Genomic DNA, 24,576 nt, shown 5'->3' with positions numbered 1-24,576 from the left:
AAAACATGTTTTTTTATTTTTATATCCCAATGGAGTATTGTGGGTGGTAAATTTACTCCTGTTTTTTCTTTTTAAACTGTTCTTTAAAAATAAAAGTGATTGGTGGTAAAAATTGAAATTACGAAATCAATGAAATTGATAAATAAAAAAACAAGATAGAAAAATAGCGATCTTCATTTTAGGGTTTGCCAGCAAACTTTTAGATCAATATATTCCGTCTCGCTCATTAAGATTGTTATGAGCTGACTTATGAATTAAGCCTATTAATGGAGTATATAATGAAAAAGCTGATTTTAGGTTCGGCAATTGTGGCAGTTCTGGGTGTGGCGTCTAATGCTATGGCTGCACCAAACACCGGTACAGTAAACTTTACGGGAAGTGTTTCGACTGCAACGTGCGAAATTAATGTAACAGATAGCAATGGTGCGAGTGTTAGTGCTGTTAATTTAGGCACTCTTACAAATACTGCAGCAAGTGGAGATCAAGTGAAGTTTAAGCTCGTTCCTCAAGCACCTGATTGCCTCGGTAAAACCCAAGCTAATATTTCCTGGTCATCTTCGACACTAATGGCCACAGGCTTATCTAACGCTCAGGCAGACGGTACTAACGCGACGATGGCCCTTGTCGCGACAAATGCAACCAAAACAGGTGCTGCGGGTGCAATTAAAACAGGATCAACCTCTTTTGATTATAGTATTAACGAAGGTATCCCATCCTTCGATTACACCGCCTGGCTGGTTAAACCTGCCAATGAAACGCTTACAGCAGGTCCATTCTCGGCCTCAGCAAGCTATGTAATTGCATATAAATAAAGACCCATCATAAGAAAGGGAGTGTTGACTCCCTTGTTAAATTAAATGCTCGTCGGCAAGGAATAAAAATGAAAATAAAAGTATTATGTGTCGCTATCATTTTTCATTTATGGTCGAATGAAATTCTTGCCGACGATTTTAACTACAGTTTTATCCGTGGTGGCAGCAAAGAAGTACCTGAGGTTTTGAAAAATACCGGGCAATATATACCTGGGAAATATGTTGTTGATCTGCTGTTTAATGGTTCTAAAACAGCGACATCTGTAGACTTAGTAATCGGCAATGACGATGCTGAGCATATTTGCCTTTCAGATGAATGGTTGCAGGAAAACGGTATTTATATAAATAAAGAATTTTACAAAGAGTATCTTAATCCCGTACGTAACTGCTATCTTTTTGATAAAGAGAAGAACAGTCGGGTAAAATTTGATTCTTCCCTGCAGGAGTTGTCGATCGATATGCCTCAGGCGGGTTTTAGCGATTCTAAAAAGGGTGGCGGCACATGGGATTATGGCAGTGCTGGCTTCAAACTTGCCTATGATATTAATACATCAAAATCAAGTCACCAGGACCAGACAACATACGGTAATATTGAAGGCCAGATCAATATCGGGGAATGGGTCTTGCTCGGCAGAGGGTATGCATATCAGGGAGAAAAGTTTCAGAGCAACAACCTCCTGTTAACGCATGCGATAAAATCGATTAAATCAGATTTTCTTATCGGTAAAACCCAGTCCTATAATACCCTGAACAATGGTTTTACCTTTTATGGCGCGCAGTTAAAGTCCAATCAGGATATGTATCCCTGGGACTCGCAGTCTTATGCGCCGGTCATTAATGGTATTGCGAGAACGCATGCCCGCGTCACTGTTGAGCAAGGCGGGTACACCTTAAAATCGTTCGTGGTGCCACCGGGTCCTTTTGTCATTAACGATCTGACCGGCGTATATTCTGGTGACATTATTTTAAAAATTTATGAAGAGGATGGCTCGGTAAAAGAACAACGATTCCCGGTCGCCGTACTGCCAAACTTATTAAAACCCGGTAATTATAATTATAACATCGCGGTGGGCAGTAAAGTTGACCAATACAGTGACACGCGTGATGAGGACAGTTTATTCGCGCAAATGACCTATGATTACGGTTTTGTGCCCTTTACGCTCAACTCCTCTGCGCTGTTAGATAAAAACTATAACAACATTGGCCTGGGTATTATCCGCTCTTTTGACTGGTTTGGCGCTGTCGCAATGAGCGGCAACCTGTCGCAGGCAAAATACCAAAATGGCAAAGCCATGAACGGCTTTAGCGCATCGGTGAAATACGCCCGTGCCTTAGGAGAAAATGCCAATTTACAGTTAATTGGCTACCGTTTTAACTCAGAAAATTACATTGATTACGCGGATTTTAACTATCGCTATTATAGCCTTTTAAACAACAGGCCTAAACAGCGATATGAATCGATTATTACCTATCAACTTCCGAAAGTGAATGCGTTTTTCAACATATCGGCCTGGAAGGAAGATTACTGGAATAGTTCCAGTCAGGTGGGGGCAAACCTGAATCTTAGTAAGAGTTTTAATACTGTATCGGTCTCTCTGAATGCCGGGTATTCCAGACTGCAGGGGATGGAAAGCGATTATAACGCTGGGGTCTCATTGAGCCTGCCCTTTAGCGTGTTTGATAAGTCGCACTATAGCTTCTCTGGCATAAACTACGATCGCCGCAACGGCACGAATTTCAATACCGGCGTTTCGGGAAGCGTTAATTCTCGCCTGAGCTATAACGCTTCTGTCAGTCAGTCACGCAACGCTACAGGCAGCGCGGTTTCAGCTTCCTATCTGTTTGATGAGGTACAAACGTCGGCCAGCTATTCGCAAATGGGAAGCACGTCCAGTTCTTCCTTCCAGGTCGGGGGAAGTATTATCGGACTACCTGATGCAGGCATTCTTTTTACGCCTGTGAGAAATGATGAAATTGCCGTTGTACAAATGGAGGATGTTCCAGGCGTCAGATTTAACGGTTCCATGCCTGGCGATAAAAAAGGGCGCGCGGTTATACCGTTAACGGCATATAACAAAAATACCATCACGGTTAATGCGGACAACTTGCCGCAGAGCGTTGAGTTAACAGAAAACGCAATCAACGTAACGCCGACGGAAAATGCAATTATCTATAAAAAAGTGAAATACAGAAAAATCGACACCTATATCGTCAAAGTCATCAGCAGCAATGGTTTTGTTGTCCCAATGGGGAGTATTGCTAAAAACGCAGACAATCAGGAAATTGGCTACGTCAACAACGGTGGGATTCTGTTAATGAATCTTGAAAATAAAGATGAAGGGATCATTTCTGTCGGTGATTGCAAATTTGATTCACGTTCGCTGCAGAAAGATACGGGTAAAGTACAGGAGATTAAGTGTGGTTAAGAACAATACACTGAGAAACATTTTCATTTCTGCGTCACTGTTGTTATTTACAGCATCTGGTCATGCGGCGTTTGTTCTTAACAGCACACGTTATGTTTTTAATGAAAAAAGAGAGAATATCTCCGTACAGGTTGATAACCAGTCCTCTCAGGAATATGGCGGGCAGATATGGATTGAAAACCAGGATCAAAACGATAAGAACGTCTATTTTGTGCCCAGCCCTACGTTCTTTAAAGTCGCCGATCAGCATAAGCAAATTCTGCGTATTCTTAAAATTAATGATGCGCTACCAAAAGATAAAGAATCGCTTTTTTGGGTCAATATCCAGGAGATCCCCAAAGCACCAAAGGGCGGTATGAATGCATTATCCATTGCACTGCATACCCAGGTCAAAATGTTTTATCGACCTGATATCTTGAAAGATAAAAGGGAAAACGCCGAACAGAATGTTAAAATGATAAGCAGCGAGGGTAACACTGTTCTCTGGAATGATACGCCCTATTATTTTGCAATCATCAGTGTTAAACAAAATGGAAAGCCAATTAAACTTAGTGAAGAAATTAAAGATAAACTGTCTGTGTTTTCCCCGGGGGGGAAAGTATCGCTTGGTAAGTCAGTTACCAATGATAACATCAGCATTATAGCGTTTGATGATTATGGCGTTGATAAAGAGTATAAATTAAACAAATCCTGATATACTAAAGGTTTTTATTATGTGTAAATTCATGTTTGCTCTTTTTATCGCTTTATTATCGCTCTATTCTTTACCTTCCATGGCCGCTAATTGTAGTGGTGGAACCATAATTTTCTCTATGGATCCCAGTGATAAAGGTTATTGGATACAAGGTAATGTTTATACACCTGCAAATAATGATCCATTGTTGATAATGCAAGCTGTCATACAAAATGACATGGATTGTGACGCTGATTATACGGGCGGAATAACAACAGGGGGGGTAGAGATGGTGAGTCAAATCAGCATGAGGTTAAATGGTGGGAGTTGTAAAGATGCTTCCACGGTAACGACCCCCTATCCTGGTATTGAGTGGAAACTGGATGGTATGCGTTGTGCTGGCAATAGCATTGTCTCTAATACCGTTAAATCTGGGACAGGCAGTAGATTTAATTGGCCCGCTGGCACTGTATTGGGTAAGGCCAGAATTGTCGTAAATGATGAATACTGGATGCAAAGCATGCCAACGGGCCAATATTTAATTAATTTCCAGCCACTTTCGCAAGGAAATACAATAGTAGACAGCCCAGCAGTTAACGTTACTTCAACAATGGGAATATATTCCTTTTTTAATATGCAAGATACCGCTACTTGCGGAATGTCTTTTTCTACAGAAAATTTAGATTTTGGAAAGTTAACTCCAGCTGATATTGGCAATCCAGCTGTTCTTGGTAAGGGGTTATATAAAGAGTTGTCAGTTTATTATTCTTGTAAGAACAAAGCATTAATTAATGGGTTGTATGTGCGTTTTGACCCAGAGAATGTGGTAGATGCGGCAAACGGGATATTCAGTGCCAATGATAGAAATGGGAGAAAATTGAATTTACAAATAATCAGGGTATATGAGGATATTCACGTCGTCCCTCTTAATACAAATTATAAAATATATGAGCCAACCCAAAAGGATCTCGATGCTACGGCAACATTTAGAATCTACGTCAAGCCTTCGACACCATTCCCTACCGGAAAGGTATCTACATACCTGAATGTCTCGCTCATATACAGATAGGCTGGATTAATTATGCACAGATTGTTAGTCTTTTTTTTGATAATTATTCCGTTTTACAACGCGTCTGCGTCGAGATCAGTGCAGAAGAAAGTGACGATCAACGCCGAGTTAGCCCTTAACACGTGCGCATTGTCACTCTCTCCTGCAGACCTGAACTTTCAACAGGTCAGCGTAAACCAGTTGGAAAATAGCGCAACCACGCCACAGACTGTTGATCTGAATATTGCTTGCAGCTGGCCTGCTACCGGGATTTCACTAAAATTTTCCCCTGCTGCTGGCGTTTCTGCGAGCAGCACTAACCTGATGAAAACGGGTTTATCCGGCGTTGGACTGGCATTGTCCTGGAAAGATGTCGCTGGCACAGATTTTAAGCCACTAGAATTGAATAACTCTTTTTCACCCGCATCAACGGCATTAAATAACAAAAGTGAAATGCTTGGTCAGTTCCAGCTGCTGCCTAAACAAATTCCGGGCGAGACGCTCCAGGCAGGGAATATTTCCACCAGTCTGACAGTCGAGGTGACCTATGATTGACAGGACATGTCTATTTTTCCCGTTGATAATCGGGTTGTTAAGCGCATCAACGTCGTTTAATAACCAGGCCGCACAGAAGGCAAGCGTAAGCCTCCCCATTGCAATGCAGGTCACTAATCCCCAGTGCCAAATCAACAAAGGACTTGGCTTGCCTGAAACCGTGCAGCTTCCGCTTATCACAACATCAGGTGCCTTATTAGGTGATAATAACGTTAAAGTTCCCATTGTGATTGACTGTGCCAGTAATATCACCAAATTCGAAGTCACCCTGACAGGGGGCGCTAATTCGAAACTCAGCACGTCAAATAATATGGTTGATATTACCTTGTCATGGAAGCAAGGCGGAGGGGGGGTTGAATTCGGAAAACCAGTCGAACTGAGTAAAGCGCCTTTTCTTATGAGCCAAAAGCAGTTTGATGGCACCTTATTGGCCAGAGTGTCCCCACATACAGGTACGATACCGGCAGGTAATTACACCGCCAGTTTACCGGTGACGTTTACGTATTATTGAGTGACAAACCGCGGATGTTACCGCATGACGACGAGCCAGTACGGAAAGTAAAACCCGCATTAACAGGCAGTTAATGCGGGTTAGTGAGCATTCACGGACGAGGGCGGACTAAAACTTACTTACCAATACAGAAGCTCGAGAAAATCCTGCCCAACAGATCGTCCGACGTGAACTCCCCAGTGATCTCGCTCAGATTCTGCTGCGCCAGACGCAGTTCTTCCGCCAGCAGTTCACCCGCCCACGCACCAATCAGCTGCGCTTTACCCTGGTCAAGATGGCGTGCCGCCTCTTCCAGCGCCTGCAAGTGACGGCGACGCGCCAGGAAGCCGCCTTCCATGCTGGTGTCAAAGCCCATGCTCTGCTTGAGATGGTTACGCAGGGCTTCCACGCCTTCCCCTGTACGTGCCGAAAGGCGAATAAGTGAGTGACCATTCACATCGCTGATGCCCAGCGTTTCGCCGGTAACGTCCGCTTTGTTACGCACCACGGTGATAGGCAGCTTGGCCGGCAGACGGGCGATAAAGTCCGGCCAGATCTCCGCCGGGTCAACGGCGTCGGTCGTGGTGCCATCTACCATAAACAGCACGCGGTCGGCCTGCTCAATCTCCTGCCAGGCGCGTTCTATACCGATACGCTCAACCTCGTCGCTGGCATCGCGCAGGCCCGCGGTGTCGATAATGTGCAGCGGCATCCCGTCGATGTGGATATGCTCGCGCAGCACGTCGCGGGTGGTCCCGGCTATGTCGGTTACGATTGCCGCTTCACGGCCCGCCAGGGCGTTCAGCAGGCTCGATTTCCCGGCGTTAGGGCGACCAGCAATGACGACCTTCATCCCTTCACGCAGCAGGCTGCCCTGACGCGCTTCGGCGCGGACGGCATCCAGATCGCTCATCACCTGGTTCAGCTGGGCTTCGATTTTACCGTCAGAGAGGAAGTCGATTTCCTCGTCCGGGAAGTCGATAGCCGCTTCGACATAGATTCGCAGGTGAGTAAGTGCTTCCACAAGGTGATTCACACGTGCGGAAAACGCGCCCTGCAGCGAGTTCAGGGCGGAGCGGGCCGCCTGTTCAGAGCTGGCGTCGATCAGGTCTGCAATCGCCTCGGCCTGTGCCAGGTCGAGTTTGTCGTTCAGGAAGGCACGCTCGGAGAATTCGCCCGGCTTCGCAATGCGCAGGCCCGGCAGGGTCAGAATACGTTTTAACAGCAGGTCGAGGATAACCGGGCCGCCGTGGCCCTGAAGTTCCAGCACGTCTTCGCCGGTAAAGGAGTTCGGGCCGGGGAACCACAGCGCAATGCCCTGGTCCAGCGGCGTGCCGTCGGCATCTTTAAACGGCAGGTAATCAGCGTAGCGCGGCTTTGGCAATTTACCCAGCACCGCTTCTGCCACCTCGCGCGCCTTCAGGCCGGAGATGCGCAGAATGCCTACACCACCGCGTCCCGGTGGGGTTGCCTGGGCGACGATAGTGTCGTTATGGCTCATGGTTGCTCTCGTTCAATACAAATAAAAAAGGCGGTCAATCGACCGCCCTTATTTTAGCGTTATCTTACCGAATCAGGACTTTTTCTTTTCGCGGCTATGCAGGCCACGTTTTTCCAGACCACGGTAAATCAGCTGCTGCTGGATGATGGTCACCAGGTTGCTGACGATATAGTACAGCACCAGACCTGACGGGAACCACAGGAAGAACACGGTGAAGATGACCGGCATAAAGGTCATGATCTTCTGCTGCATCGGGTCGGTCACGGTGGTTGGCGACATTTTCTGGATGAAGAACATCGTCACGCCCATCAGGATCGGCAGGATGTAGTACGGGTCCTGTGCGGACAGGTCATGGATCCACAGGGCGAACGGCGCGTGGCGCAGCTCAACGGAACCCATCAGCATGTAGTACAGCGCAAGGAAGATTGGCATCTGAATCAGCAGCGGGAAGCAGCCACCCAGTGGGTTCACTTTCTCTGCCTTATACAGGGCCATCATCTCTTGGCTCTGACGCTGTTTATCATCGCCCAGACGCTCACGCATCGCCTGAATCTTCGGCTGCAGCATGCGCATCTTCGCCATGGAGGTGTACTGCGCTTTGGTCAGCGGGTACATGATGCCACGCACGATGAAGGTGATAACGATGATGGAGAAGCCCCAGTTACCCAGGAAGCTGTGGATGAACTTCAGCAGCTTAAACAGCGGCTGAGAGATGAACCACAACCAGCCGTAATCAACGGTCAGATCCAGGTGCGGCGCAACAGCGGCCATTTTGTCCTGAATTTCCGGGCCGACCCACAGGGTGCTTGCCAGCTTACCGGTTTGACCCGGCTGAACCAGAACAGGCTGTGATTTGTAGCCGATGGCTGCAATACCGTTGCCCAGGTTCGCGGTGTAGAAGTTATTCGTACCGTCGTTATTCGGGATCCACGCGGTCGCGAAATACTGCTGCAGCATTGCTACCCAACCGCCTTTGGAGCTGACGTTCAGGTTTTCGTTATCGGCAATGGTGTCGAATTTGTATTTCTCGTACTTCGCATCAGGCGTGGAGTACGCCGCGCCACGGAAGGTATGCAGCGCAAAGTTGCTGCTTCCGGTGTCACGGTGTGACGGCAGATTGATGGACTGCTTCAGCTGACCGAAGGTAGACAGTTCCAGCGGTTTCGCACCGGCGTTCTGTACGCTGTAGCCCACGTTCACCGCATACTCACCGCGTTTCAGGGTGAAGGTTTTGGTGAAGGTGTTGCCTGCCGCGTCGGTGTAGGTCATCGGGATAACGAGTTCGTTCTGGCCATCGGCCAGTACAAAGGTGTCGTTCTCGACGTTATACAGTGGACGCGCACCGTTAGCCGGATTGTCCGGGCCATCACGACCGGTCAGGCCGCTCTGCGCCTGATACAGGAACTCCGGTGTGGTTTCCAGTAACTGGAACGGTTCGTTAGACTTCAGCTCTTTCGGGTAGGTCAACAGCAGCGCCTGCTCAACATCACCACCACGGGTGTTGATAGTCAGCTCAAGCACATCGGTCTTAACCGTAATCTGTTTCCCCTGGCCACTGGCCGGTACGCCCTGGTCGGCGGCGCTACCCGCTGCGGTGGTCGTGGTCTGCGTGGTCTGTTGCTGGGGTTGAGGATTTTTATCCTGCTCCCATGCCTGCCAGATCATGAAAGACACGAACAACAAAGCGATGATAAGAAGATTGCGTTGCGAATCCATCGTTAGTGTTCTCTGGTATCAAAAGGTCCTGGGGGGACGGGGTCGTCTCCACCGGGGTGTAAAGGGTGGCATTTTAATACGCGTTTCACCGTCAACCAACTGCCTTTTATCACTCCAAACCTGCGCAATGCCTCAATTCCGTAGCTTGAGCATGTTGGTGTGAAACGGCAGTGCGGCCCGAGTAGCGGACTAATCAGGCGTTGATAGACCCGAATGAGGGCTATCAGGACCCGTGAGCCAGGCGACAGTGGCGGCGCCATAATTTTTCCAACGCTTCCGAGAGAGCACGGTTATCGAGGTCGGCAACCCCCTTTTTAGCCACCACCACGAAATCCATAGAAGGCAGTTCGTGCTGACGTAAACGGAAGCTTTCACGCGTCAGACGTTTAATCCGGTTGCGTTCATGCGCACGCTTAACGTTTTTCTTAGCGACTGTGAGACCGATGCGGGGATGCCCCAGCGAATTTTGGCGGCCGAGGATGGTGATTTGCGGCGTGCCAGCCCGTTGTGGCTGCTGGAAGACGAAAGTGAAATGAGTGGGAGTTAACAAACGTAACTCCCTGGGAAATGCTAGCTTAACCACTCAGGGGTTAGCTTTATTACTTGGAAACGGTCAGACGAGCGCGGCCTTTAGCACGACGACGTGCCAGAACCTGACGACCATTTTTAGTAGCCATACGAGCACGGAAGCCGTGAGAACGGTTGCGCTTCAGTACAGACGGTTGAAAAGTGCGTTTCATGGCGATTTCTACCTAAACTTGAAAAAATTCATGACTTTTGCGGATGCCCGACCGAGTTTCGAATGACGGACGCCGAAGCCGTGGGTGATTAAAGAGGCCGGATTGTAATAATTGTACACTCCGGAGTCAATTCTCTTTCCTTATTTCCCGCGTATTTCCGCACGATTTCGCGTGGAAAATGAGCAACGGACGACGCAGGAAGATGAGCATCACGCGCCGGGTCGAGGATTATACGGCCTCGCCAACAAAGCGCAAGGATCGTCCCGGATCTTCGTTAGATCATTTAAGCAATAAATTGTCGCTGCTCATTAAATTTTCCAATATGCGGGCTAAATCGCGGGGCACTCGCGCCAGGATCGTTTACACTTACCCCGTTTCGGATCTTCCTGTGGATAAATCGGGAAGAATCTGTGAGAAACAGAAGATCTCTGGCTCAGTTTACGCTATGATCCGCGGTCCCGATCGGGATCCCAGGATCCTGGTCAGGATAAATTGCAGATAGCAATTCGCACGTCCCCCTTTACACAGGGTCATGTCGATGTGCGCCAACAATCATGAATATTCAATAGTTTTCTTTTATTGTTCGAGTGGAGTCCGCCGTGTCACTTTCGCTTTGGCAGCAGTGTCTTGCCCGATTGCAGGATGAGTTACCAGCCACAGAATTCAGTATGTGGATCCGCCCGTTGCAGGCGGAGCTGAGCGATAACACGCTGGCTTTGTATGCGCCAAACCGTTTTGTGCTCGATTGGGTAAGAGACAAGTACCTTAATAACATCAATGGCCTGCTGAACGATTTTTGCGGGTCAGATGTCCCACAGCTGCGTTTTGAAGTGGGCACAAAGCCGGTCACCCAAACCGTTCGTGAAACCGTAAATGTAGCCGCGCCCGCTCAGGCTGTTCCGGCTCCGGCGCCTCGCGTTGCACCTGCTCGTCAGGGCTGGGATAACGTCCCTGCCCCCGCAGAGCCAACCTACCGCTCTAACGTTAACGTGAAACACACGTTCGATAACTTCGTTGAAGGTAAGTCGAACCAACTGGCGCGCGCGGCAGCCCGTCAGGTTGCCGATAACCCCGGCGGTGCTTACAACCCGCTGTTCCTGTATGGCGGCACGGGTCTCGGTAAAACCCACCTGCTGCATGCGGTAGGTAACGGCATTATGGCGCGCAAGCCCAACGCGAAAGTGGTGTATATGCACTCCGAGCGCTTCGTTCAGGACATGGTAAAAGCCCTGCAAAACAATGCGATCGAAGAGTTTAAACGCTACTACCGTTCCGTTGACGCGCTGCTGATCGATGACATCCAGTTCTTTGCCAATAAAGAACGATCGCAGGAAGAATTTTTCCACACCTTCAACGCCCTGCTGGAAGGTAATCAGCAGATCATTTTGACCTCGGATCGTTATCCTAAAGAGATCAACGGCGTTGAAGATCGTCTGAAATCCCGCTTCGGCTGGGGCCTGACCGTGGCGATCGAGCCACCGGAGCTGGAAACCCGCGTCGCGATCCTGATGAAGAAGGCCGATGAGAACGACATCCGCCTGCCGGGTGAAGTGGCGTTCTTCATCGCCAAGCGCCTGCGCTCCAACGTGCGTGAGCTGGAAGGGGCGCTGAACCGCGTTATCGCCAATGCCAACTTCACCGGTCGTGCGATCACCATCGATTTTGTGCGTGAAGCGCTGCGCGATTTGTTGGCATTGCAGGAAAAACTGGTCACCATCGACAATATTCAAAAGACGGTGGCTGAGTACTACAAGATCAAAGTGGCAGATTTACTGTCTAAACGTCGTTCCCGCTCGGTGGCGCGTCCGCGTCAGATGGCGATGGCGCTGGCAAAGGAGTTAACCAACCACAGTCTGCCGGAAATCGGCGATGCGTTTGGTGGCCGTGACCATACGACCGTGCTGCACGCCTGTCGCAAGATTGAGCAGTTACGCGAAGAAAGCCACGACATAAAAGAAGATTTTTCCAATCTAATCAGAACATTATCATCGTGACGCTATGAAATTTACCGTTGAACGTGAACATTTATTAAAACCGCTGCAACAGGTGAGTGGCCCATTAGGCGGCCGCCCAACGCTGCCTATTCTCGGAAACCTGCTGCTTCAGGTCGCGGACGGTACGCTGTCGCTGACCGGTACAGATCTGGAAATGGAAATGATCGCGCGCGTTACGTTGACGCAGCCGCACGACGCGGGCGCGACCACGGTTCCGGCACGTAAATTCTTTGATATTTGCCGCGGGTTGCCGGAAGGCGCTGAAATCGCCGTGCAGCTGGAGGGCGACCGCATGCTGGTGCGCTCTGGCCGCAGCCGTTTCTCCCTTTCCACGCTACCCGCTGCGGACTTCCCGAACCTGGACGACTGGCAGAGTGAAGTTGAATTCACTCTTCCGCAGGCGACGATGAAGCGTCTGATTGAAGCCACGCAGTTCTCCATGGCGCATCAGGATGTTCGTTACTACTTAAACGGCATGCTGTTCGAAACCGAAGGTGAAGAGCTGCGTACCGTCGCCACCGACGGCCACCGTCTGGCGGTCTGTTCCATGCCGATTGGCGACTCGCTGCCGAACCATTCGGTGATCGTGCCGCGTAAAGGCGTGATTGAACTGATGCGTATGCTCGACGGCGGTGACACGCCGCTGCGGGTGCAGATTGGCAGCAATAATATCCGTGCCCACGTGGGCGATTTTGTCTTCACTTCGAAGCTGGTTGATGGCCGTTTCCCGGATTATCGCCGCGTATTGCCGAAGAACCCGGACAAAACGTTGGAAGCGGGCTGCGATAGCCTCAAGCAGGCGTTTGCCCGCGCGGCGATTCTCTCGAACGAGAAATTCCGCGGCGTACGTCTGTACGTGAGTGAAAACCAGATCAAAATCACCGCCAACAACCCGGAGCAGGAAGAGGCAGAAGAGATTCTGGACGTCACCTACGCCGGGGCTGAGATGGAAATCGGCTTCAACGTCAGCTACGTGCTGGATGTGCTCAATGCACTGAAATGCGAGAATGTGCGCATTCTGCTGACCGACTCCGTTTCGAGCGTACAGATTGAAGATGCGGCCAGCCAAAGCGCGGCTTATGTTGTCATGCCAATGAGACTGTAATGTCGCTCACCCGTCTGTTGATCCGCGACTTTCGCAATATCGAAAGCGCGGATCTCGCTTTATCCCCCGGCTTTAACTTCCTGGTTGGCGCGAACGGCAGCGGCAAAACCAGCGTGCTGGAAGCCATCTATACGCTCGGCCATGGCCGGGCGTTTCGCAGTTTGCAGATTGGTCGCGTCATTCGCCACGAGCAGGAATCCTTTGTTCTGCACGGGCGTTTGCAGGGCGCAGAGCGGGAAACCGCCATCGGCCTGACCAAAGACAAGCTGGGCGACAGCAAGGTGCGCATCGACGGCACCGATGGCCACAAGGTGGCGGAGCTGGCGCTGCTGATGCCAATGCAGCTGATTACGCCCGAGGGGTTTACTTTACTCAACGGCGGCCCCAAATACAGAAGAGCGTTCCTCGACTGGGGATGCTTTCACAATGAAGCCGGTTTCTTTAACGCCTGGAGCAACCTGAAGCGTCTGCTTAAACAGCGTAACGCCGCGTTGCGCCAGGTCACGCGCTACGCCCAGCTGCGTCCGTGGGACATGGAACTCATCCCTCTTGCGGAACAGATCAGCCGCTGGCGTGCCGAATACAGCGCGGGTATCGCCGAAGATATGGCCGACACCTGCAAACAGTTTTTACCCGAGTTCTCTCTCACCTTCTCCTTCCAGCGTGGCTGGGAGAAAGAGACGGATTATGCCGAGGTGTTAGAGAGAAGCTTCGAGCGCGATCGGATGTTGACCTACACCGCGCACGGCCCGCACAAGGCGGATTTCCGCATTCGTGCCGACGGTGCGCCGGTGGAAGACACGCTGTCGCGCGGGCAGCTCAAGCTCCTGATGTGCGCGCTACGCCTGGCGCAGGGGGAGTTCCTCACCCGCGAGAGCGGACGACGCTGCCTGTACCTGATAGATGATTTTGCCTCGGAACTTGACGACGCGCGGCGCGGGCTGCTTGCCAGCCGCTTAAAAGCCACGCAGTCGCAGGTTTTCGTCAGCGCCATTAGCGCTGAACACGTTATGGACATGTCGGACGAAAATTCGAAGATGTTTACCGTGGAAAAGGGTAAAATAACGGATTAACCCAAGTTGAAATGAGCGAGAAACGTTGATGTCGAATTCTTATGACTCCTCCAGTATCAAAGTCCTGAAAGGGCTGGATGCGGTGCGTAAGCGCCCGGGTATGTATATCGGCGACACGGATGACGGCACCGGTCTGCACCACATGGTATTCGAGGTGGTAGATAACGCTATCGACGAAGCGCTCGCGGGTCACTGTAAAGACATCGTGGTCACCATCCATGCGGACAACTCCGTCTCCGTTACCGATGACGGCCGTGGCATCCCGACCGGTATTCACCCGGAAGAGGGCGTCTCTGCTGCGGAAGTGATCATGACCGTACTGCACGCAGGCGGTAAGTTCGACGATAACTCCTATAAGGTTTCAGGCGGCCTGCACGGCGTAGGCGTTTCCGTAGTAAACGCCCTGTCGCAAAAGCTGGAGCTGGTTATTCAGCGCGAAGGCAAAATTCACCGTCAGATCTATCAGCACGGCGTGCCTGAAGCCCCGCTGGCCGTTACCGGTGATACCGATAAAACCGGTACCATGGTGCGTTTCTGGCCGAGCCTTGAAACCTTCACCAACGTCACTGAATTCGAGTACGACATCCTGGCGAAGCGCCTGCGTGAACTGTCGTTCCTGAACTCCGGCGTCTCTATTCGCCTGCGCGACAAACGCGACAATAAAGAAGACCACTTCCACTACGAAGGCGGTATCAAGGCGTTTGTTGAGTATCTGAACAAGAACAAAACGCCAATTCACCCAAATATCTTCTATTTCTCCACCGAAAAAGACGGTATCGGCGTGGAAGTGGCGCTGCAGTGGAACGACGGTTTCCAGGAAAACATCTACTGCTTTACCAACAACATTCCACAGCGCGACGGCGGTACTCACCTTGCGGGCTTCCGTGCGGCGATGACCCGTACTCTGAACGCCTACATGGACAAAGAAGGCTACAGCAAAAAAGCGAAAGTCAGCGCCACCGGTGACGACGCCCGTGAAGGCCTGATTGCCGTGGTCTCCGTGAAGGTGCCGGATCCGAAGTTCTCCTCACAGACCAAAGACAAGCTGGTTTCTTCTGAGGTGAAATCGGCAGTTGAGCAGCAGATGAACGAACTGCTGAGCGAATACCTGCTGGAAAACCCGAACGATGCGAAAATCGTGGTGGGCAAAATTATCGATGCGGCACGTGCCCGTGAAGCGGCGCGTAAAGCCCGTGAAATGACCCGTCGTAAAGGCGCGCTGGACCTGGCAGGCCTGCCGGGCAAGCTGGCTGACTGTCAGGAACGCGACCCGGCACTGTCTGAACTGTACCTTGTGGAAGGGGACTCCGCGGGCGGTTCTGCGAAGCAGGGCCGTAACCGTAAGAACCAGGCGATCCTGCCGCTGAAGGGTAAAATCCTCAACGTTGAGAAAGCGCGCTTCGACAAGATGCTCTCTTCTCAGGAAGTGGCGACGCTCATCACCGCGCTCGGCTGCGGCATTGGCCGCGACGAGTACAACCCGGACAAGCTGCGCTATCACAGCATCATCATCATGACCGATGCGGACGTCGACGGCTCGCACATCCGTACGCTGCTGTTGACCTTCTTCTATCGTCAGATGCCTGAAATCGTTGAGCGTGGCCACGTCTACATTGCGCAGCCGCCGCTGTACAAAGTGAAGAAAGGCAAGCAGGAACAGTACATTAAAGATGACGACGCGATGGATCAGTACCAAATCGCGATCGCCCTTGATGGCGCGACCCTGCACGCGAACTCCAGCGCGCCAGCGCTGGCAGGCGAGCCGCTGGAGCGTCTGGTCTCCGAGTTCAACGCCACGCAGAAAATGATTGGCCGTATGGAACGCCGCTATCCAAAAGCGCTGCTGAAGGAGTTGGTCTATCAGCCAACCCTGACCGAAGCCGATCTGAGCAACGAGCAGGCCGTGACCCGCTGGGTGAATACCCTGGTGAGCGAGCTGAACGAGAAAGAGCAGCACGGCAGCCAGTGGAAGTTCGACGTTCAGCAGAATGCGGCACAGCAGTTTGAGCCGATTGTTCGCGTGCGTACTCACGGCGTCGACACCGACTACCCGCTGGAGCACGAATTCGTGACCGGCCCGGAATACCGCCGCATCTGCACCCTCGGCGAGAAGCTGCGCGGCCTGATCGAAGACGATGCCTTCATCGAACGTGGCGAGCGTCGTCAGCCGGTAGCAAGCTTCGAGCAGGCGCTGGACTGGCTGGTGAGAGAATCCCGTCGCGGTCTGTCTATCCAGCGTTATAAAGGTCTGGGCGAAATGAACCCGGATCAGCTGTGGGAAACCACCATGGATCCGGAAAGCCGCCGCATGCTGCGCGTCACCGTTAAAGACGCGATTGCAGCGGATCAGCTGTTCACCACCCTGATGGGCGATGCGGTAGAACCACGTCGTGCGTTCATTGAAGAGAACGCGCTGAAAGCGGCGAATATCGATATTTAACAGTCGCTATCCCGCATGAAAACTGGCCGCGCTTTTAGCGCGGCTTTTTTATGGGCGCAGGAATGTCCAGCGACATCGCCGCCGGTAAACGGCTCGCCAGCGCATCTATGGCCATTCTTACCCTCAGGGGCAGGTAAGGCGTCTGTTGCCAGACGGCATGGACGTCAAAATGGACATCCGGCGCCTGCTTAAAGAGCGGGACAAGCTTTCCCTGATGAATTTCTTTGATGGCCATCCAGCAGGGGAGCCAGGCAATGCCGTGCCCGGTCACCGCCGCGTCGCAGATGGCCTGCAAATCATCCATATTGAGTGATGACCGCGGCGTAAACGTGCGCGGCGTTCCGTCGCTGTCCATAAGCTGCCAGGATAGCACGCGGCCTGCGCGCAGATAGTTAATGGCCGCGTGCCGGGATAAATCATCCACAGCGTCTGGATGACCTCTTTTTTGCAGATAGTCGGGCGAGGCGCACAGGACCATGCGGTGTTCTCCCAGCTTTCTGGCTACCAGCACGCTGCTGTCCTGCAGCGTGCCGTTACGTACCGCCATATCGAAGCCTTCCTCGACCAGATCCACCACGCGGTCGCTGAACGACATTTCAAGCTCAAGCCCAGGGTGTTCCTGCGCCAGTTCAATCAGCAGCGGCGCGACGCACTGGCGTCCAAACAGCACCGGCATGGCAACACGAAGCCGACCGTTGATCTGATGTTTCCCCGTTTCCAGCAGGGATTCCGCGCTCCTGATCTCCTCCAGCGCGCGCAGGCAGCGCTCGTAGAACAGGGCGCCGTTATCGGTGAGCCGCTGGCTGCGGGTGGTGCGCTGAAACAGCCGCACTCCCAGACGTTCCTCAAGTCGAGCAATGCTTTTACCCACCGCAGAGCGCGACAGGTGCAGGCGAACTGCGGCCTGCGCAAAGCTTCCTGCCTCCACGGCAGCGACAAAAACAGGAATATCTTTCAGCGTATCGGTCACGGTTTGTATCCATTCAGGCGTCAATGAAGAGAAAACTTATCGCCACTGGTGACGAGGGGTCAACGGTAGACTGTCATTACTGAAGCTTATCTGATGGCAGGAGGAAAAAATGACAGAGACAATGCAGCGCTGGTCAATGAACGCCCTCGGGCGCGAAAATCTCAAACTCATTCATGAATTGGTTCCACAGCCAGGCCCCGGTGAGGTTCGCGTACGGGTAAATGCCGTTGCGCTCAACTACCGGGATAAAATGGTTATCGAAGGCACGATGCCGATTCCGCTTTCCTTCCCGTTCACCCCGGCGTCTGACATGGCGGGCGTGGTGGAAAGCGTAGGTGAAGGTGTCACGCGTTTCAAACCCGGCGCTCGCGTCATTTCAACCTTCTTCCCGGAGTGGATCGACGGCAAGCCGCAGGCAGACGCGCGTGATTTGCCCTACAAAACGTCCGGCGGCTATTTCCAGGGCATGCTGGCCGAATATGTGGTTGTAAATGAAAACGCGCTGGTAGCCTCTCCGGAAACTCTGAATGACGCAGAGGCCAGCACGTTACCCTGCGCAGGGCTTACCGCCTGGTTCGCGCTGGTGGAGCGGGGTCAGATCCGCGCCGGGCAATCGGTGCTGGTACAGGGGACGGGCGGCGTGGCGATTTTCGCCCTGCAAATTGCAAAAGCGCACGGCGCAGAGGTTATTGTCACGTCCGGGAGCGATGAAAAGCTGGCGCTCGCCAAAAAACTGGGTGCCAGCCAGGGCGTTAACCGCCTGAAAAGTGACTGGGCTGAAGAAGCATTGGCGCTGACTCAGGATCGCGGCATCGACCATATTATCGAAACCGTAGGTGGGGAAAACCTGAAGCATTCCCTGCGTGCCGTTGCCGTTCATGGGCGTATCTCCGTCATTGGCGTGCTGGCCGGGACTGATATTTCGCTGCCTGCTGGTGAGCTGCTGCTGAAATCCCCCGTCATTCAGGGGATTGGCGTGGGACACCGCCGGGCGCTGGAGGATTTCGTCCGTGCTGTTGACGTCACGGGACTGAAGCCGGTGATTGAGCATCGCTACCGTTTTAACGAGCTTGAACAGGCCCTTGAACATCTGGATCGCGGCGCATTCGGTAAAATCGTTCTCACCCGCGAGTAAGTCGTCGTTCCCCGGGATAAGCGTAAAAGGGGTATTTCTGTTGCGCAATGTAGCTCTATTTTTGTGTGCTTAATCGCGTTAGCATGAGGTAGCACTCATTTATCCCGGGGAACTCATGGCTATCAAACTCATTGCAATCGATATGGACGGCACGCTGCTGCTGCCAGACCACACTATCTCTCCTGCCGTTAAAAACGCGATCGCCGCCGCACGTGCGAAGGGCGTGAATGTGGTTCTGACCACGGGGCGTCCGTATGCGGGCGTACACAGCTACCTGAAAGAGCTGCACATGAATCAGCCGGGCGATTACTGCATCACCTATAACGGCGCGCTGGTGCAGAAAGCCGCAGACGGCAGCACGGTTGCGCAAACTGCGCTGAGCTATGATGACTACCTGTTCCTCGAAAAACTGTCCCGTGAAGTGGGCTCCCACTTCCACGCGCTCGATCGCAATACGCTCTACACCGCCAACCGCGATATCAGCTACTACACGGTGCATGAATCCTACGTTGCGACCATTCCGCTGGTGTTCTGTGAAGCCGAGAAAATGGATCCGGCGACGCAGTTCCTGAAGGTGATGATGATCGACGAGCCGGAGATCCTGGATAAAGCCATCGCGCGCATTCCGGCGGAGGTAAAAGAGAAGTACACCGTGCTGAAAAGTGCGCCGTACTTCCTCGAAATCCTCGATAAACGCGTCAATAAGGGCACCGGCGTGAAATCACTTGCTGATGCGTTAGGGATTAAGCAGGAAGAAATCATGGCGCTCGGCGACCAGGAAAACGACATCGCGATGATTGAATTCGCGGGCGTTGGCGTGGCAATGGATAACGCCATTCCTTCGGTGAAAGAGGTGGCTGATTTCGTCACCAGATCTAACCTGGAAGACGGCGTTGCCTACGCGATCGAGAAGTTTGTGCTGCAGTAACGCTTATTTACAATCATCAGCCCCGGTTATCAACCGGGGCTTTTTTTTGCCCTGTATTTATCAAATTGTTCTTTTTGTGATCTTGATTGTAGTACAACATTAAATGATTGTACTACATTGTCACCACGGCAAAGACGAATGGCCTCACGTTTGTACTGCAAAAGTGGGGCGAAATTCAGCGGTCGCGGTAAAGTAGTGATGGACATACAGAGCACAAGGACTCTCCATGACTCTCAATAAAACCGATCGCATCGTTATTACGCTGGGCACCCAGATTGTGGGCGGTAAATACGTTCCCGGTTCGCCGCTCCCTGCAGAGGCTGAACTGTGCGAGGAGTTTGAAACCTCGCGCAACATCATCCGGGAAGTGTTCCGCTCGCTGATGGCGAAGCGGCTGATTGAAATGAAGCGCTATCGCGGCGCGTTTGTTGCTCCGCGCAACCAGTGGAACTACCTCGATACCGACGTGCTGCAGTGGGTGCTGGAAAACGACTACGACCCGCGGCTTATCGGCGCGATGAGTGAAGTTCGAAACCTGGTGGAGCCGGCAATTGCGCGCTGGGCGGCGGAACGCGCGACCTCCGGTGATTTGGCCCAGATTGAATCGGCTTTAAACGACATGATCGCCAATAACCAGAACCGGGAGGCGTTCAACGAGGCGGACATTCGCTACCACGAAGCGGTGCTGCAGTCGGTGCATAACCCGGTATTACAGCAGCTTAGCGTGGCGATCAGCTCGCTACAGCGAGCGGTATTTGAACGTACCTGGATGGGTGATGAGGCCAACATGCCAAAAACGCTCCAGGAACATAAAGCGCTGTTCGATGCGATACGGCATCAGGACGGCGATGCGGCAGAGCAGGCGGCACTTACCATGATTGCCAGCTCGACACGAAGGCTGAAGGAAATCACATGACATCTCGCTACATCGCAATTGACTGGGGATCGACCAATCTGCGCGCCTGGCTTTATCAGGGCGAGCAGTGCCTGGAGAGCAGGCAATCAGAAGCAGGCGTGACGCGCCTGAACGGTAAATCCCCCGAGGCGGTGTTAGCAGAGGTCACACAAAACTGGCGCGACAGCGCCACGCCGGTGGTAATGGCGGGAATGGTGGGCAGTAACGTAGGCTGGAAAATTGCACCTTATCTGCCGGTTCCCGTCCATTTCTCCGCTATTGGCGAGCAGTTAACGTCCGTTGGCGACAATATTTGGATTATTCCCGGTTTGAGCGTCTCTCGCGACGATAACCACAACGTGATGCGCGGGGAAGAGACGCAGCTGCTTGGCGCGCGCGCTCTCTCTCCTTCTTCTGTCTACGTCATGCCCGGCACGCACTGTAAGTGGGTCCAGGCTGACGCTGAGCAAATCCACGATTTTCGCACCGTAATGACCGGCGAGCTGCACCATTTGCTGCTCAACCATTCGCTGGTCGGGGCCGGTTTACCTGAGCAGGAATCCTCGTCAGAGGCGTTTTCCGCCGGGCTTGAACGTGGGATCGCCTCCCCTGATGTGTTGCCGCAGCTTTTTGAGGTTCGCGCCTCGCACGTGCTGGGACTTCTCCCGCGCGAGCAGGTCAGCGAGTTTCTCTCCGGCCTGCTGATTGGCGCAGAGGTCGCCAGCATGCGTGAGTTCATCGCGCACGAGCAGGCCATTACGATTGTCGCAGGCGCATCGCTAATGTCGCGCTACGAACAGGCATTTCGCGCCGTTGGGCGTGATGTTTCGACGGTATCCGGCGACACGGTATTTCAGGCAGGAATAAGGAGCATCGCTCATGCAGTGGCAAACTGATCTTCCCCTTATCGCGATTTTGCGCGGCATCACGCCCGATGAGGCGTTAGACCACGTCGGCGCGGTTATCGACGCCGGATTCGACGCGGTAGAAATCCCGCTCAACTCGCCCGACTGGGAAAAAAGCATTCCGGCCGTGGTCGAGGTTTTCGGCGATAAGGCGCTGATTGGCGCAGGCACCGTGTTACAGCCTGAGCAGGTCGATCGGCTGGCAAAGATGGGCTGCAGGCTTATCGTCACGCCCAATATTCAGCCTGAGGTGATCCGCCGCGCGGTGGGTTACGGCATGACGGTCTGCCCGGGCTGCGCCACCGCCACGGAAGCCTTTACTGCCCTTGATGCGGGCGCGCAGTCGCTCAAAATTTTCCCGTCATCGGCTTTTGGACCGGACTACATCAAGGCGTTGAAAGCGGTATTGCCCGCCAGCGTGCCGGTCTTTGCCGTGGGCGGCGTAACGCCAGAAAACCTGGGCCAGTGGATGAGCGCTGGCTGTGTGGGCGCAGGGTTGGGTAGCGATCTTTATCGTGCTGGACAGTCCGTGGAACGTACCGCACAGCAGGCGGCAGCATTTGTGAAAGCGTATCGAGAGGCAGTGAAATGAAAATAACCAAACTCACCACGTACCGTTTACCCCCGCGCTGGATGTTCCTGAAAATCGAAACCGATGAAGGGGTTGTAGGCTGGGGCGAACCGGTGATTGAAGGGCGCGCGCGCACCGTTGAAGCGGCAGTACACGAGCTGGGCGAATACCTGATTGGTCAGGATCCGGCGCGCATTAACGACCTGTGGCAGGTGATGTACCGCGCGGGATTTTACCGTGGCGGTCCGATCCTGATGAGCGCCATCGCCGGTATCGACCAGGCGCTGTGGGATATCAAGGGCAAAGTGCTGAATGCCCCGGTCTGGCAATTAATGGGCGGCCTGGTGCGTGACAAAATCAAAGCCTACAGCTGGGTGGGCGGCGACCGCCCTGCGGAAGTGATCGACGGCATCACGCAGTTGCGCAATATCGGCTTTGACACCTTCAAGCTCAACGGCTGCGAAGAGATGGGCGTTATCGACAATTCGCGTGCGGTAGACCGGGCGGTCAATACCGTGGCGCAAATTCGTGAAGCCTTCGGCAACGAGATTGAGTTTGGCCTGGATTTCCACGGCCGCGTCAGCGCGCCGATGGCCAAAGTGCTGATTAAAGAGCTTGAGCCGTATCGTCCGCTGTTTATCGAAGAGCCGGTGCTGGCCGAGCAGGCGGAGTACTATCCGAAGTTAGCTGAACAGACCCACATTCCTATCGCGGCGGGTGAACGTATGTTCTCGCGCTTCGAGTTTAAACGCGTACTTGAAGCGGGCGGCATAGCGATCCTACAGCCGGACCTTTCTCATGCGGGCGGCATCACCGAATGCTACAAAATTGCCGGGATGGCAGAAGCTTACGATGTGGCGCTGGCGCCGCACTGCCCGCTCGGCCCAATCGCGCTGGCGGCCTGCCTGCACGTCGACTTCGTCTCCCGCAATGCGGTGTTCCAGGAACAGAGCATGGGGATTCACTATAACAAGGGCGCGGAACTGCTCGATTTTGTGAAAAATAAAGAAGACTTCTGCATGGAAGGCGGTTTCTTTAAACCGCTTACGAAGCCGGGCCTTGGCGTGGAAATTGACGAAGCTAAAGTCATTGAGCTGAGTAAGAATGCGCCGGACTGGCGAAACCCGCTGTGGCGTCATGAGGACGGCAGCGTAGCGGAATGGTAATCGCCATCCCGTAGACCCGGTAAGCCTCCGGGCAAAAATCATACATACAAAAATATAACCCTCTGTAAATTACAGGGCATGGTGAGCGGCTTCGCTATGCCCAAAATCTGGAGACAGATTGCGATGGATATTCCAGTTACCGCTACAAAAATCGGGCGTCGCCGCTACCTGACGCTGATGATGATCTTTATTACCGTGGTCATTTGCTATGTCGACCGCGCCAACCTTGCCGTGGCATCGGCCCATATTCAGGAAGAGTTTGGCATCACCAAAGCGGAAATGGGCTACGTCTTCTCGGCGTTTGCCTGGCTGTATACGCTCTGTCAGATCCCCGGCGGCTGGTTTCTTGACCGCGTGGGTTCACGTCTGACCTACTTTATCGCCATATTAGGCTGGTCCGTGGCGACCCTATTCCAGGGCTTCGCCACCGGGCTGATGTCGCTGATTGGCCTGCGTGCCATCACCGGGGTTTTCGAAGCGCCCGCGTTTCCGACCAACAACCGTATGGTGACCAGCTGGTTCCCGGAACACGAGCGCGCGTCCGCCGTTGGTTTTTACACCTCTGGCCAGTTTGTCGGCCTGGCGTTTCTGACGCCGCTGCTGATCTGGATCCAGGAGCTGCTGAGCTGGCACTGGGTGTTCATCGTCACCGGCGGGATTGGCATTATCTGGTCGCTCATCTGGTTCAAGGTCTACCAGCCGCCGCGTCTGACCAAAAGTATCACCAGGGCCGAGCTGGACTACATCCGCGACGGTGGCGGTCTGGTGGATGGTGATGCGCCGGTGAAAAAAGAGGCGCGCCAGCCGCTGACCAAAGCGGACTGGAAGCTGGTCTTCCACCGTAAGCTGGTGGGCGTTTATCTGGGTCAGTTCGCGGTTACTTCTACGCTGTGGTTCTTCCTCACCTGGTTCCCGAACTACCTGACCCAGGAAAAGGGGATCGCGGCGCTGAAGGCGGGCTTTATGACCACCGTGCCGTTCCTCGCCGCATTTTTCGGCGTGCTGCTCTCCGGCTGGCTGGCCGATAAGCTGGTGAAAAAAGGATACTCACTGGGCGTGGCGCGTAAAACGCCGATTATCTGCGGCTTGCTGATCTCAACCTGCATCATGGGTGCCAACTACACCAACGATCCGGTGTGGATTATGGCCCTGATGGCGGTGGCGTTCTTTGGTAACGGTTTCGCCTCTATCACCTGGTCGCTGGTGTCGTCCCTTGCGCCGATGCGGCTGATTGGCCTGACCGGCGGTGTGTTCAACTTTGTCGGCGGACTGGGCGGGATCACCGTACCGCTGGTCATCGGCTACCTGGCGCAGGACTACGGCTTCGGCCCGGCGCTGGTCTACATCTCTGCCGTGGCGCTGATCGGGGCACTCTCCTACATCCTGCTGGTGGGCGATGTGAAACGAGTAGGCTAATCCCTGCGGATGTTTTA

Annotated in this window: 23 protein-coding genes; 17 read left to right on the top strand and 6 right to left on the bottom strand. The window is 53.1% G+C overall.

What is annotated here, in order from left to right:
• Positions 1–278: 278 nt before the first annotated feature.
• The 6 genes from IM314_RS13960 (at position 279) to IM314_RS13935 (ending at position 6,025) form a co-directional block, all read left to right on the top strand.
• Positions 279–812, top strand: a complete 534-nt coding sequence (locus IM314_RS13960; protein WP_193359079.1) for a fimbrial protein — start codon at positions 279–281, stop codon at positions 810–812.
• A 68-nt stretch (positions 813–880) separates the two neighbouring features.
• A complete protein-coding gene (pefC, locus tag IM314_RS13955; protein WP_193359080.1) occupies positions 881–3,238 on the top strand; it encodes a PefC/AfrB family outer membrane usher protein in 2,358 nt (785 codons plus the stop codon).
• Positions 3,231–3,932, top strand: a complete 702-nt coding sequence (locus IM314_RS13950) for a fimbrial chaperone (protein WP_193359081.1) — start codon at positions 3,231–3,233, stop codon at positions 3,930–3,932. The genes pefC and IM314_RS13950 overlap by 8 nt, the downstream gene beginning before the upstream one ends.
• A 19-nt stretch (positions 3,933–3,951) precedes the next feature.
• Positions 3,952–4,980 carry a fimbrial protein gene (locus IM314_RS13945; RefSeq protein WP_193359082.1) on the top strand — a complete coding sequence of 343 codons (1,029 nt, stop codon included), beginning with the start codon at positions 3,952–3,954 and terminating at the stop codon, positions 4,978–4,980.
• Positions 4,981–4,992: 12 nt separating this feature from the next.
• The gene (locus IM314_RS13940; RefSeq protein ID WP_193359083.1) at positions 4,993–5,514 is read left to right on the top strand and encodes a fimbrial protein; all 522 of its coding nucleotides are present in this window, start codon (positions 4,993–4,995) and stop codon (positions 5,512–5,514) included.
• Complete coding sequence (locus IM314_RS13935) at positions 5,507–6,025, top strand: fimbrial protein (RefSeq protein ID WP_193359084.1); 519 nt, start codon at positions 5,507–5,509, stop codon at positions 6,023–6,025. Before IM314_RS13940 ends, IM314_RS13935 begins: the two co-directional genes overlap by 8 nt.
• A gap of 115 nt (positions 6,026–6,140) precedes the next feature.
• Here IM314_RS13935 and mnmE read toward each other — a convergent pair whose 3' ends face one another.
• The 5 genes from mnmE to rpmH all read right to left on the bottom strand — a co-directional run bounded on the left by mnmE (position 6,141) and on the right by rpmH (position 9,961).
• Entirely contained in the window at positions 6,141–7,505 is a 1,365-nt protein-coding gene (gene mnmE / locus IM314_RS13930) for a tRNA uridine-5-carboxymethylaminomethyl(34) synthesis GTPase MnmE (protein ID WP_028014930.1), read from the bottom strand.
• Between the two features lie 72 nt (positions 7,506–7,577).
• On the bottom strand, positions 7,578–9,221 hold the full coding sequence (gene yidC / locus IM314_RS13925; RefSeq protein ID WP_028014931.1) for a membrane protein insertase YidC: 1,644 nt from the start codon (positions 9,219–9,221) through the stop codon (positions 7,578–7,580).
• A 2-nt stretch (positions 9,222–9,223) separates the two neighbouring features.
• Positions 9,224–9,481: a membrane protein insertion efficiency factor YidD gene (gene yidD, locus IM314_RS13920; protein WP_001307474.1), complete on the bottom strand. Its 258-nt coding sequence runs from the start codon at positions 9,479–9,481 to the stop codon at positions 9,224–9,226.
• Positions 9,445–9,804 carry a ribonuclease P protein component gene (rnpA, locus tag IM314_RS13915; protein WP_014072458.1) on the bottom strand — a complete coding sequence of 120 codons (360 nt, stop codon included), beginning with the start codon at positions 9,802–9,804 and terminating at the stop codon, positions 9,445–9,447. Before rnpA ends, yidD begins: the two co-directional genes overlap by 37 nt.
• A gap of 16 nt (positions 9,805–9,820) precedes the next feature.
• Positions 9,821–9,961: a 50S ribosomal protein L34 gene (rpmH, locus tag IM314_RS13910; RefSeq protein ID WP_000831330.1), complete on the bottom strand. Its 141-nt coding sequence runs from the start codon at positions 9,959–9,961 to the stop codon at positions 9,821–9,823.
• Between the two features lie 599 nt (positions 9,962–10,560).
• On the opposite strand from rpmH, the gene dnaA reads away from it, so the two are divergent.
• Genes dnaA through gyrB form a run of 4 tightly spaced genes read left to right on the top strand, consistent with a single transcriptional unit; the run spans position 10,561 to position 16,573 of the window.
• Positions 10,561–11,955: a chromosomal replication initiator protein DnaA gene (dnaA, locus tag IM314_RS13905; RefSeq protein ID WP_032644944.1), complete on the top strand. Its 1,395-nt coding sequence runs from the start codon at positions 10,561–10,563 to the stop codon at positions 11,953–11,955.
• A gap of 4 nt (positions 11,956–11,959) precedes the next feature.
• Complete coding sequence (gene dnaN, locus IM314_RS13900) at positions 11,960–13,060, top strand: DNA polymerase III subunit beta (RefSeq protein WP_008500170.1); 1,101 nt, start codon at positions 11,960–11,962, stop codon at positions 13,058–13,060.
• Complete coding sequence (recF, locus tag IM314_RS13895) at positions 13,060–14,133, top strand: DNA replication/repair protein RecF (protein WP_041911734.1); 1,074 nt, start codon at positions 13,060–13,062, stop codon at positions 14,131–14,133. Before dnaN ends, recF begins: the two co-directional genes overlap by 1 nt.
• A 28-nt stretch (positions 14,134–14,161) precedes the next feature.
• Positions 14,162–16,573, top strand: a complete 2,412-nt coding sequence (gyrB, locus tag IM314_RS13890; protein WP_045630888.1) for a DNA topoisomerase (ATP-hydrolyzing) subunit B — start codon at positions 14,162–14,164, stop codon at positions 16,571–16,573.
• 34 nt (positions 16,574–16,607) lie between these two features.
• Here the strand turns inward: gyrB and IM314_RS13885 are convergent, their stop codons facing one another.
• Positions 16,608–17,543: a LysR family transcriptional regulator gene (locus tag IM314_RS13885; RefSeq protein WP_045630889.1), complete on the bottom strand. Its 936-nt coding sequence runs from the start codon at positions 17,541–17,543 to the stop codon at positions 16,608–16,610.
• Positions 17,544–17,652: 109 nt separating this feature from the next.
• Between IM314_RS13885 and IM314_RS13880 the strand changes: the two genes are divergently transcribed.
• From IM314_RS13880 to IM314_RS13850, 7 genes are all read left to right on the top strand, one after another.
• The gene (locus tag IM314_RS13880; RefSeq protein ID WP_193359085.1) at positions 17,653–18,678 is read left to right on the top strand and encodes an NAD(P)-dependent alcohol dehydrogenase; all 1,026 of its coding nucleotides are present in this window, start codon (positions 17,653–17,655) and stop codon (positions 18,676–18,678) included.
• Between the two features lie 115 nt (positions 18,679–18,793).
• The gene (gene yidA / locus IM314_RS13875; RefSeq protein WP_193359086.1) at positions 18,794–19,606 is read left to right on the top strand and encodes a sugar-phosphatase; all 813 of its coding nucleotides are present in this window, start codon (positions 18,794–18,796) and stop codon (positions 19,604–19,606) included.
• Positions 19,607–19,832: 226 nt separating this feature from the next.
• Entirely contained in the window at positions 19,833–20,522 is a 690-nt protein-coding gene (dgoR, locus tag IM314_RS13870) for a D-galactonate utilization transcriptional regulator DgoR (protein ID WP_003861109.1), read from the top strand.
• Entirely contained in the window at positions 20,519–21,397 is an 879-nt protein-coding gene (locus IM314_RS13865) for a 2-dehydro-3-deoxygalactonokinase (protein WP_193359087.1), read from the top strand. The genes dgoR and IM314_RS13865 overlap by 4 nt, the downstream gene beginning before the upstream one ends.
• The gene (locus tag IM314_RS13860) at positions 21,381–21,998 is read left to right on the top strand and encodes a 2-dehydro-3-deoxy-6-phosphogalactonate aldolase (protein ID WP_041911729.1); all 618 of its coding nucleotides are present in this window, start codon (positions 21,381–21,383) and stop codon (positions 21,996–21,998) included. Before IM314_RS13865 ends, IM314_RS13860 begins: the two co-directional genes overlap by 17 nt.
• A complete protein-coding gene (dgoD, locus tag IM314_RS13855) occupies positions 21,995–23,143 on the top strand; it encodes a galactonate dehydratase (RefSeq protein ID WP_028014940.1) in 1,149 nt (382 codons plus the stop codon). Before IM314_RS13860 ends, dgoD begins: the two co-directional genes overlap by 4 nt.
• A gap of 78 nt (positions 23,144–23,221) precedes the next feature.
• On the top strand, positions 23,222–24,559 hold the full coding sequence (locus tag IM314_RS13850; protein ID WP_080350606.1) for an MFS transporter: 1,338 nt from the start codon (positions 23,222–23,224) through the stop codon (positions 24,557–24,559).
• Positions 24,560–24,576: the final 17 nt, after the last annotated feature.

Origin of the sequence: Enterobacter cloacae complex sp. P42RS (assembly GCF_014930595.1) — a bacterium.
Lineage (GTDB): Bacteria > Pseudomonadota > Gammaproteobacteria > Enterobacterales > Enterobacteriaceae > Enterobacter > Enterobacter bugandensis.
Note: the sequence above shows the minus strand (reverse complement) of the source record. Positions and strands in the feature narration are given on the sequence as shown.

Coding starts and splice junctions, on each gene's coding strand:
- IM314_RS13960 (WP_193359079.1), top strand. CDS start 279: ATGAAAAAGCTGATTTTAGGTTCGGCAATTGTGGCAGTTCTGGGTGTG.
- pefC (WP_193359080.1), top strand. CDS start 881: ATGAAAATAAAAGTATTATGTGTCGCTATCATTTTTCATTTATGGTCG.
- IM314_RS13945 (WP_193359082.1), top strand. CDS start 3,952: ATGTGTAAATTCATGTTTGCTCTTTTTATCGCTTTATTATCGCTCTAT.
- IM314_RS13940 (WP_193359083.1), top strand. CDS start 4,993: ATGCACAGATTGTTAGTCTTTTTTTTGATAATTATTCCGTTTTACAAC.
- IM314_RS13935 (WP_193359084.1), top strand. CDS start 5,507: ATGATTGACAGGACATGTCTATTTTTCCCGTTGATAATCGGGTTGTTA.
- mnmE (WP_028014930.1), bottom strand. CDS start 7,505: ATGAGCCATAACGACACTATCGTCGCCCAGGCAACCCCACCGGGACGC.
- yidC (WP_028014931.1), bottom strand. CDS start 9,221: ATGGATTCGCAACGCAATCTTCTTATCATCGCTTTGTTGTTCGTGTCT.
- yidD (WP_001307474.1), bottom strand. CDS start 9,481: ATGGCGCCGCCACTGTCGCCTGGCTCACGGGTCCTGATAGCCCTCATT.
- rpmH (WP_000831330.1), bottom strand. CDS start 9,961: ATGAAACGCACTTTTCAACCGTCTGTACTGAAGCGCAACCGTTCTCAC.
- dnaN (WP_008500170.1), top strand. CDS start 11,960: ATGAAATTTACCGTTGAACGTGAACATTTATTAAAACCGCTGCAACAG.
- recF (WP_041911734.1), top strand. CDS start 13,060: ATGTCGCTCACCCGTCTGTTGATCCGCGACTTTCGCAATATCGAAAGC.
- gyrB (WP_045630888.1), top strand. CDS start 14,162: ATGTCGAATTCTTATGACTCCTCCAGTATCAAAGTCCTGAAAGGGCTG.
- IM314_RS13880 (WP_193359085.1), top strand. CDS start 17,653: ATGACAGAGACAATGCAGCGCTGGTCAATGAACGCCCTCGGGCGCGAA.
- yidA (WP_193359086.1), top strand. CDS start 18,794: ATGGCTATCAAACTCATTGCAATCGATATGGACGGCACGCTGCTGCTG.
- dgoR (WP_003861109.1), top strand. CDS start 19,833: ATGACTCTCAATAAAACCGATCGCATCGTTATTACGCTGGGCACCCAG.
- IM314_RS13865 (WP_193359087.1), top strand. CDS start 20,519: ATGACATCTCGCTACATCGCAATTGACTGGGGATCGACCAATCTGCGC.
- IM314_RS13860 (WP_041911729.1), top strand. CDS start 21,381: ATGCAGTGGCAAACTGATCTTCCCCTTATCGCGATTTTGCGCGGCATC.
- dgoD (WP_028014940.1), top strand. CDS start 21,995: ATGAAAATAACCAAACTCACCACGTACCGTTTACCCCCGCGCTGGATG.
- IM314_RS13850 (WP_080350606.1), top strand. CDS start 23,222: ATGGTGAGCGGCTTCGCTATGCCCAAAATCTGGAGACAGATTGCGATG.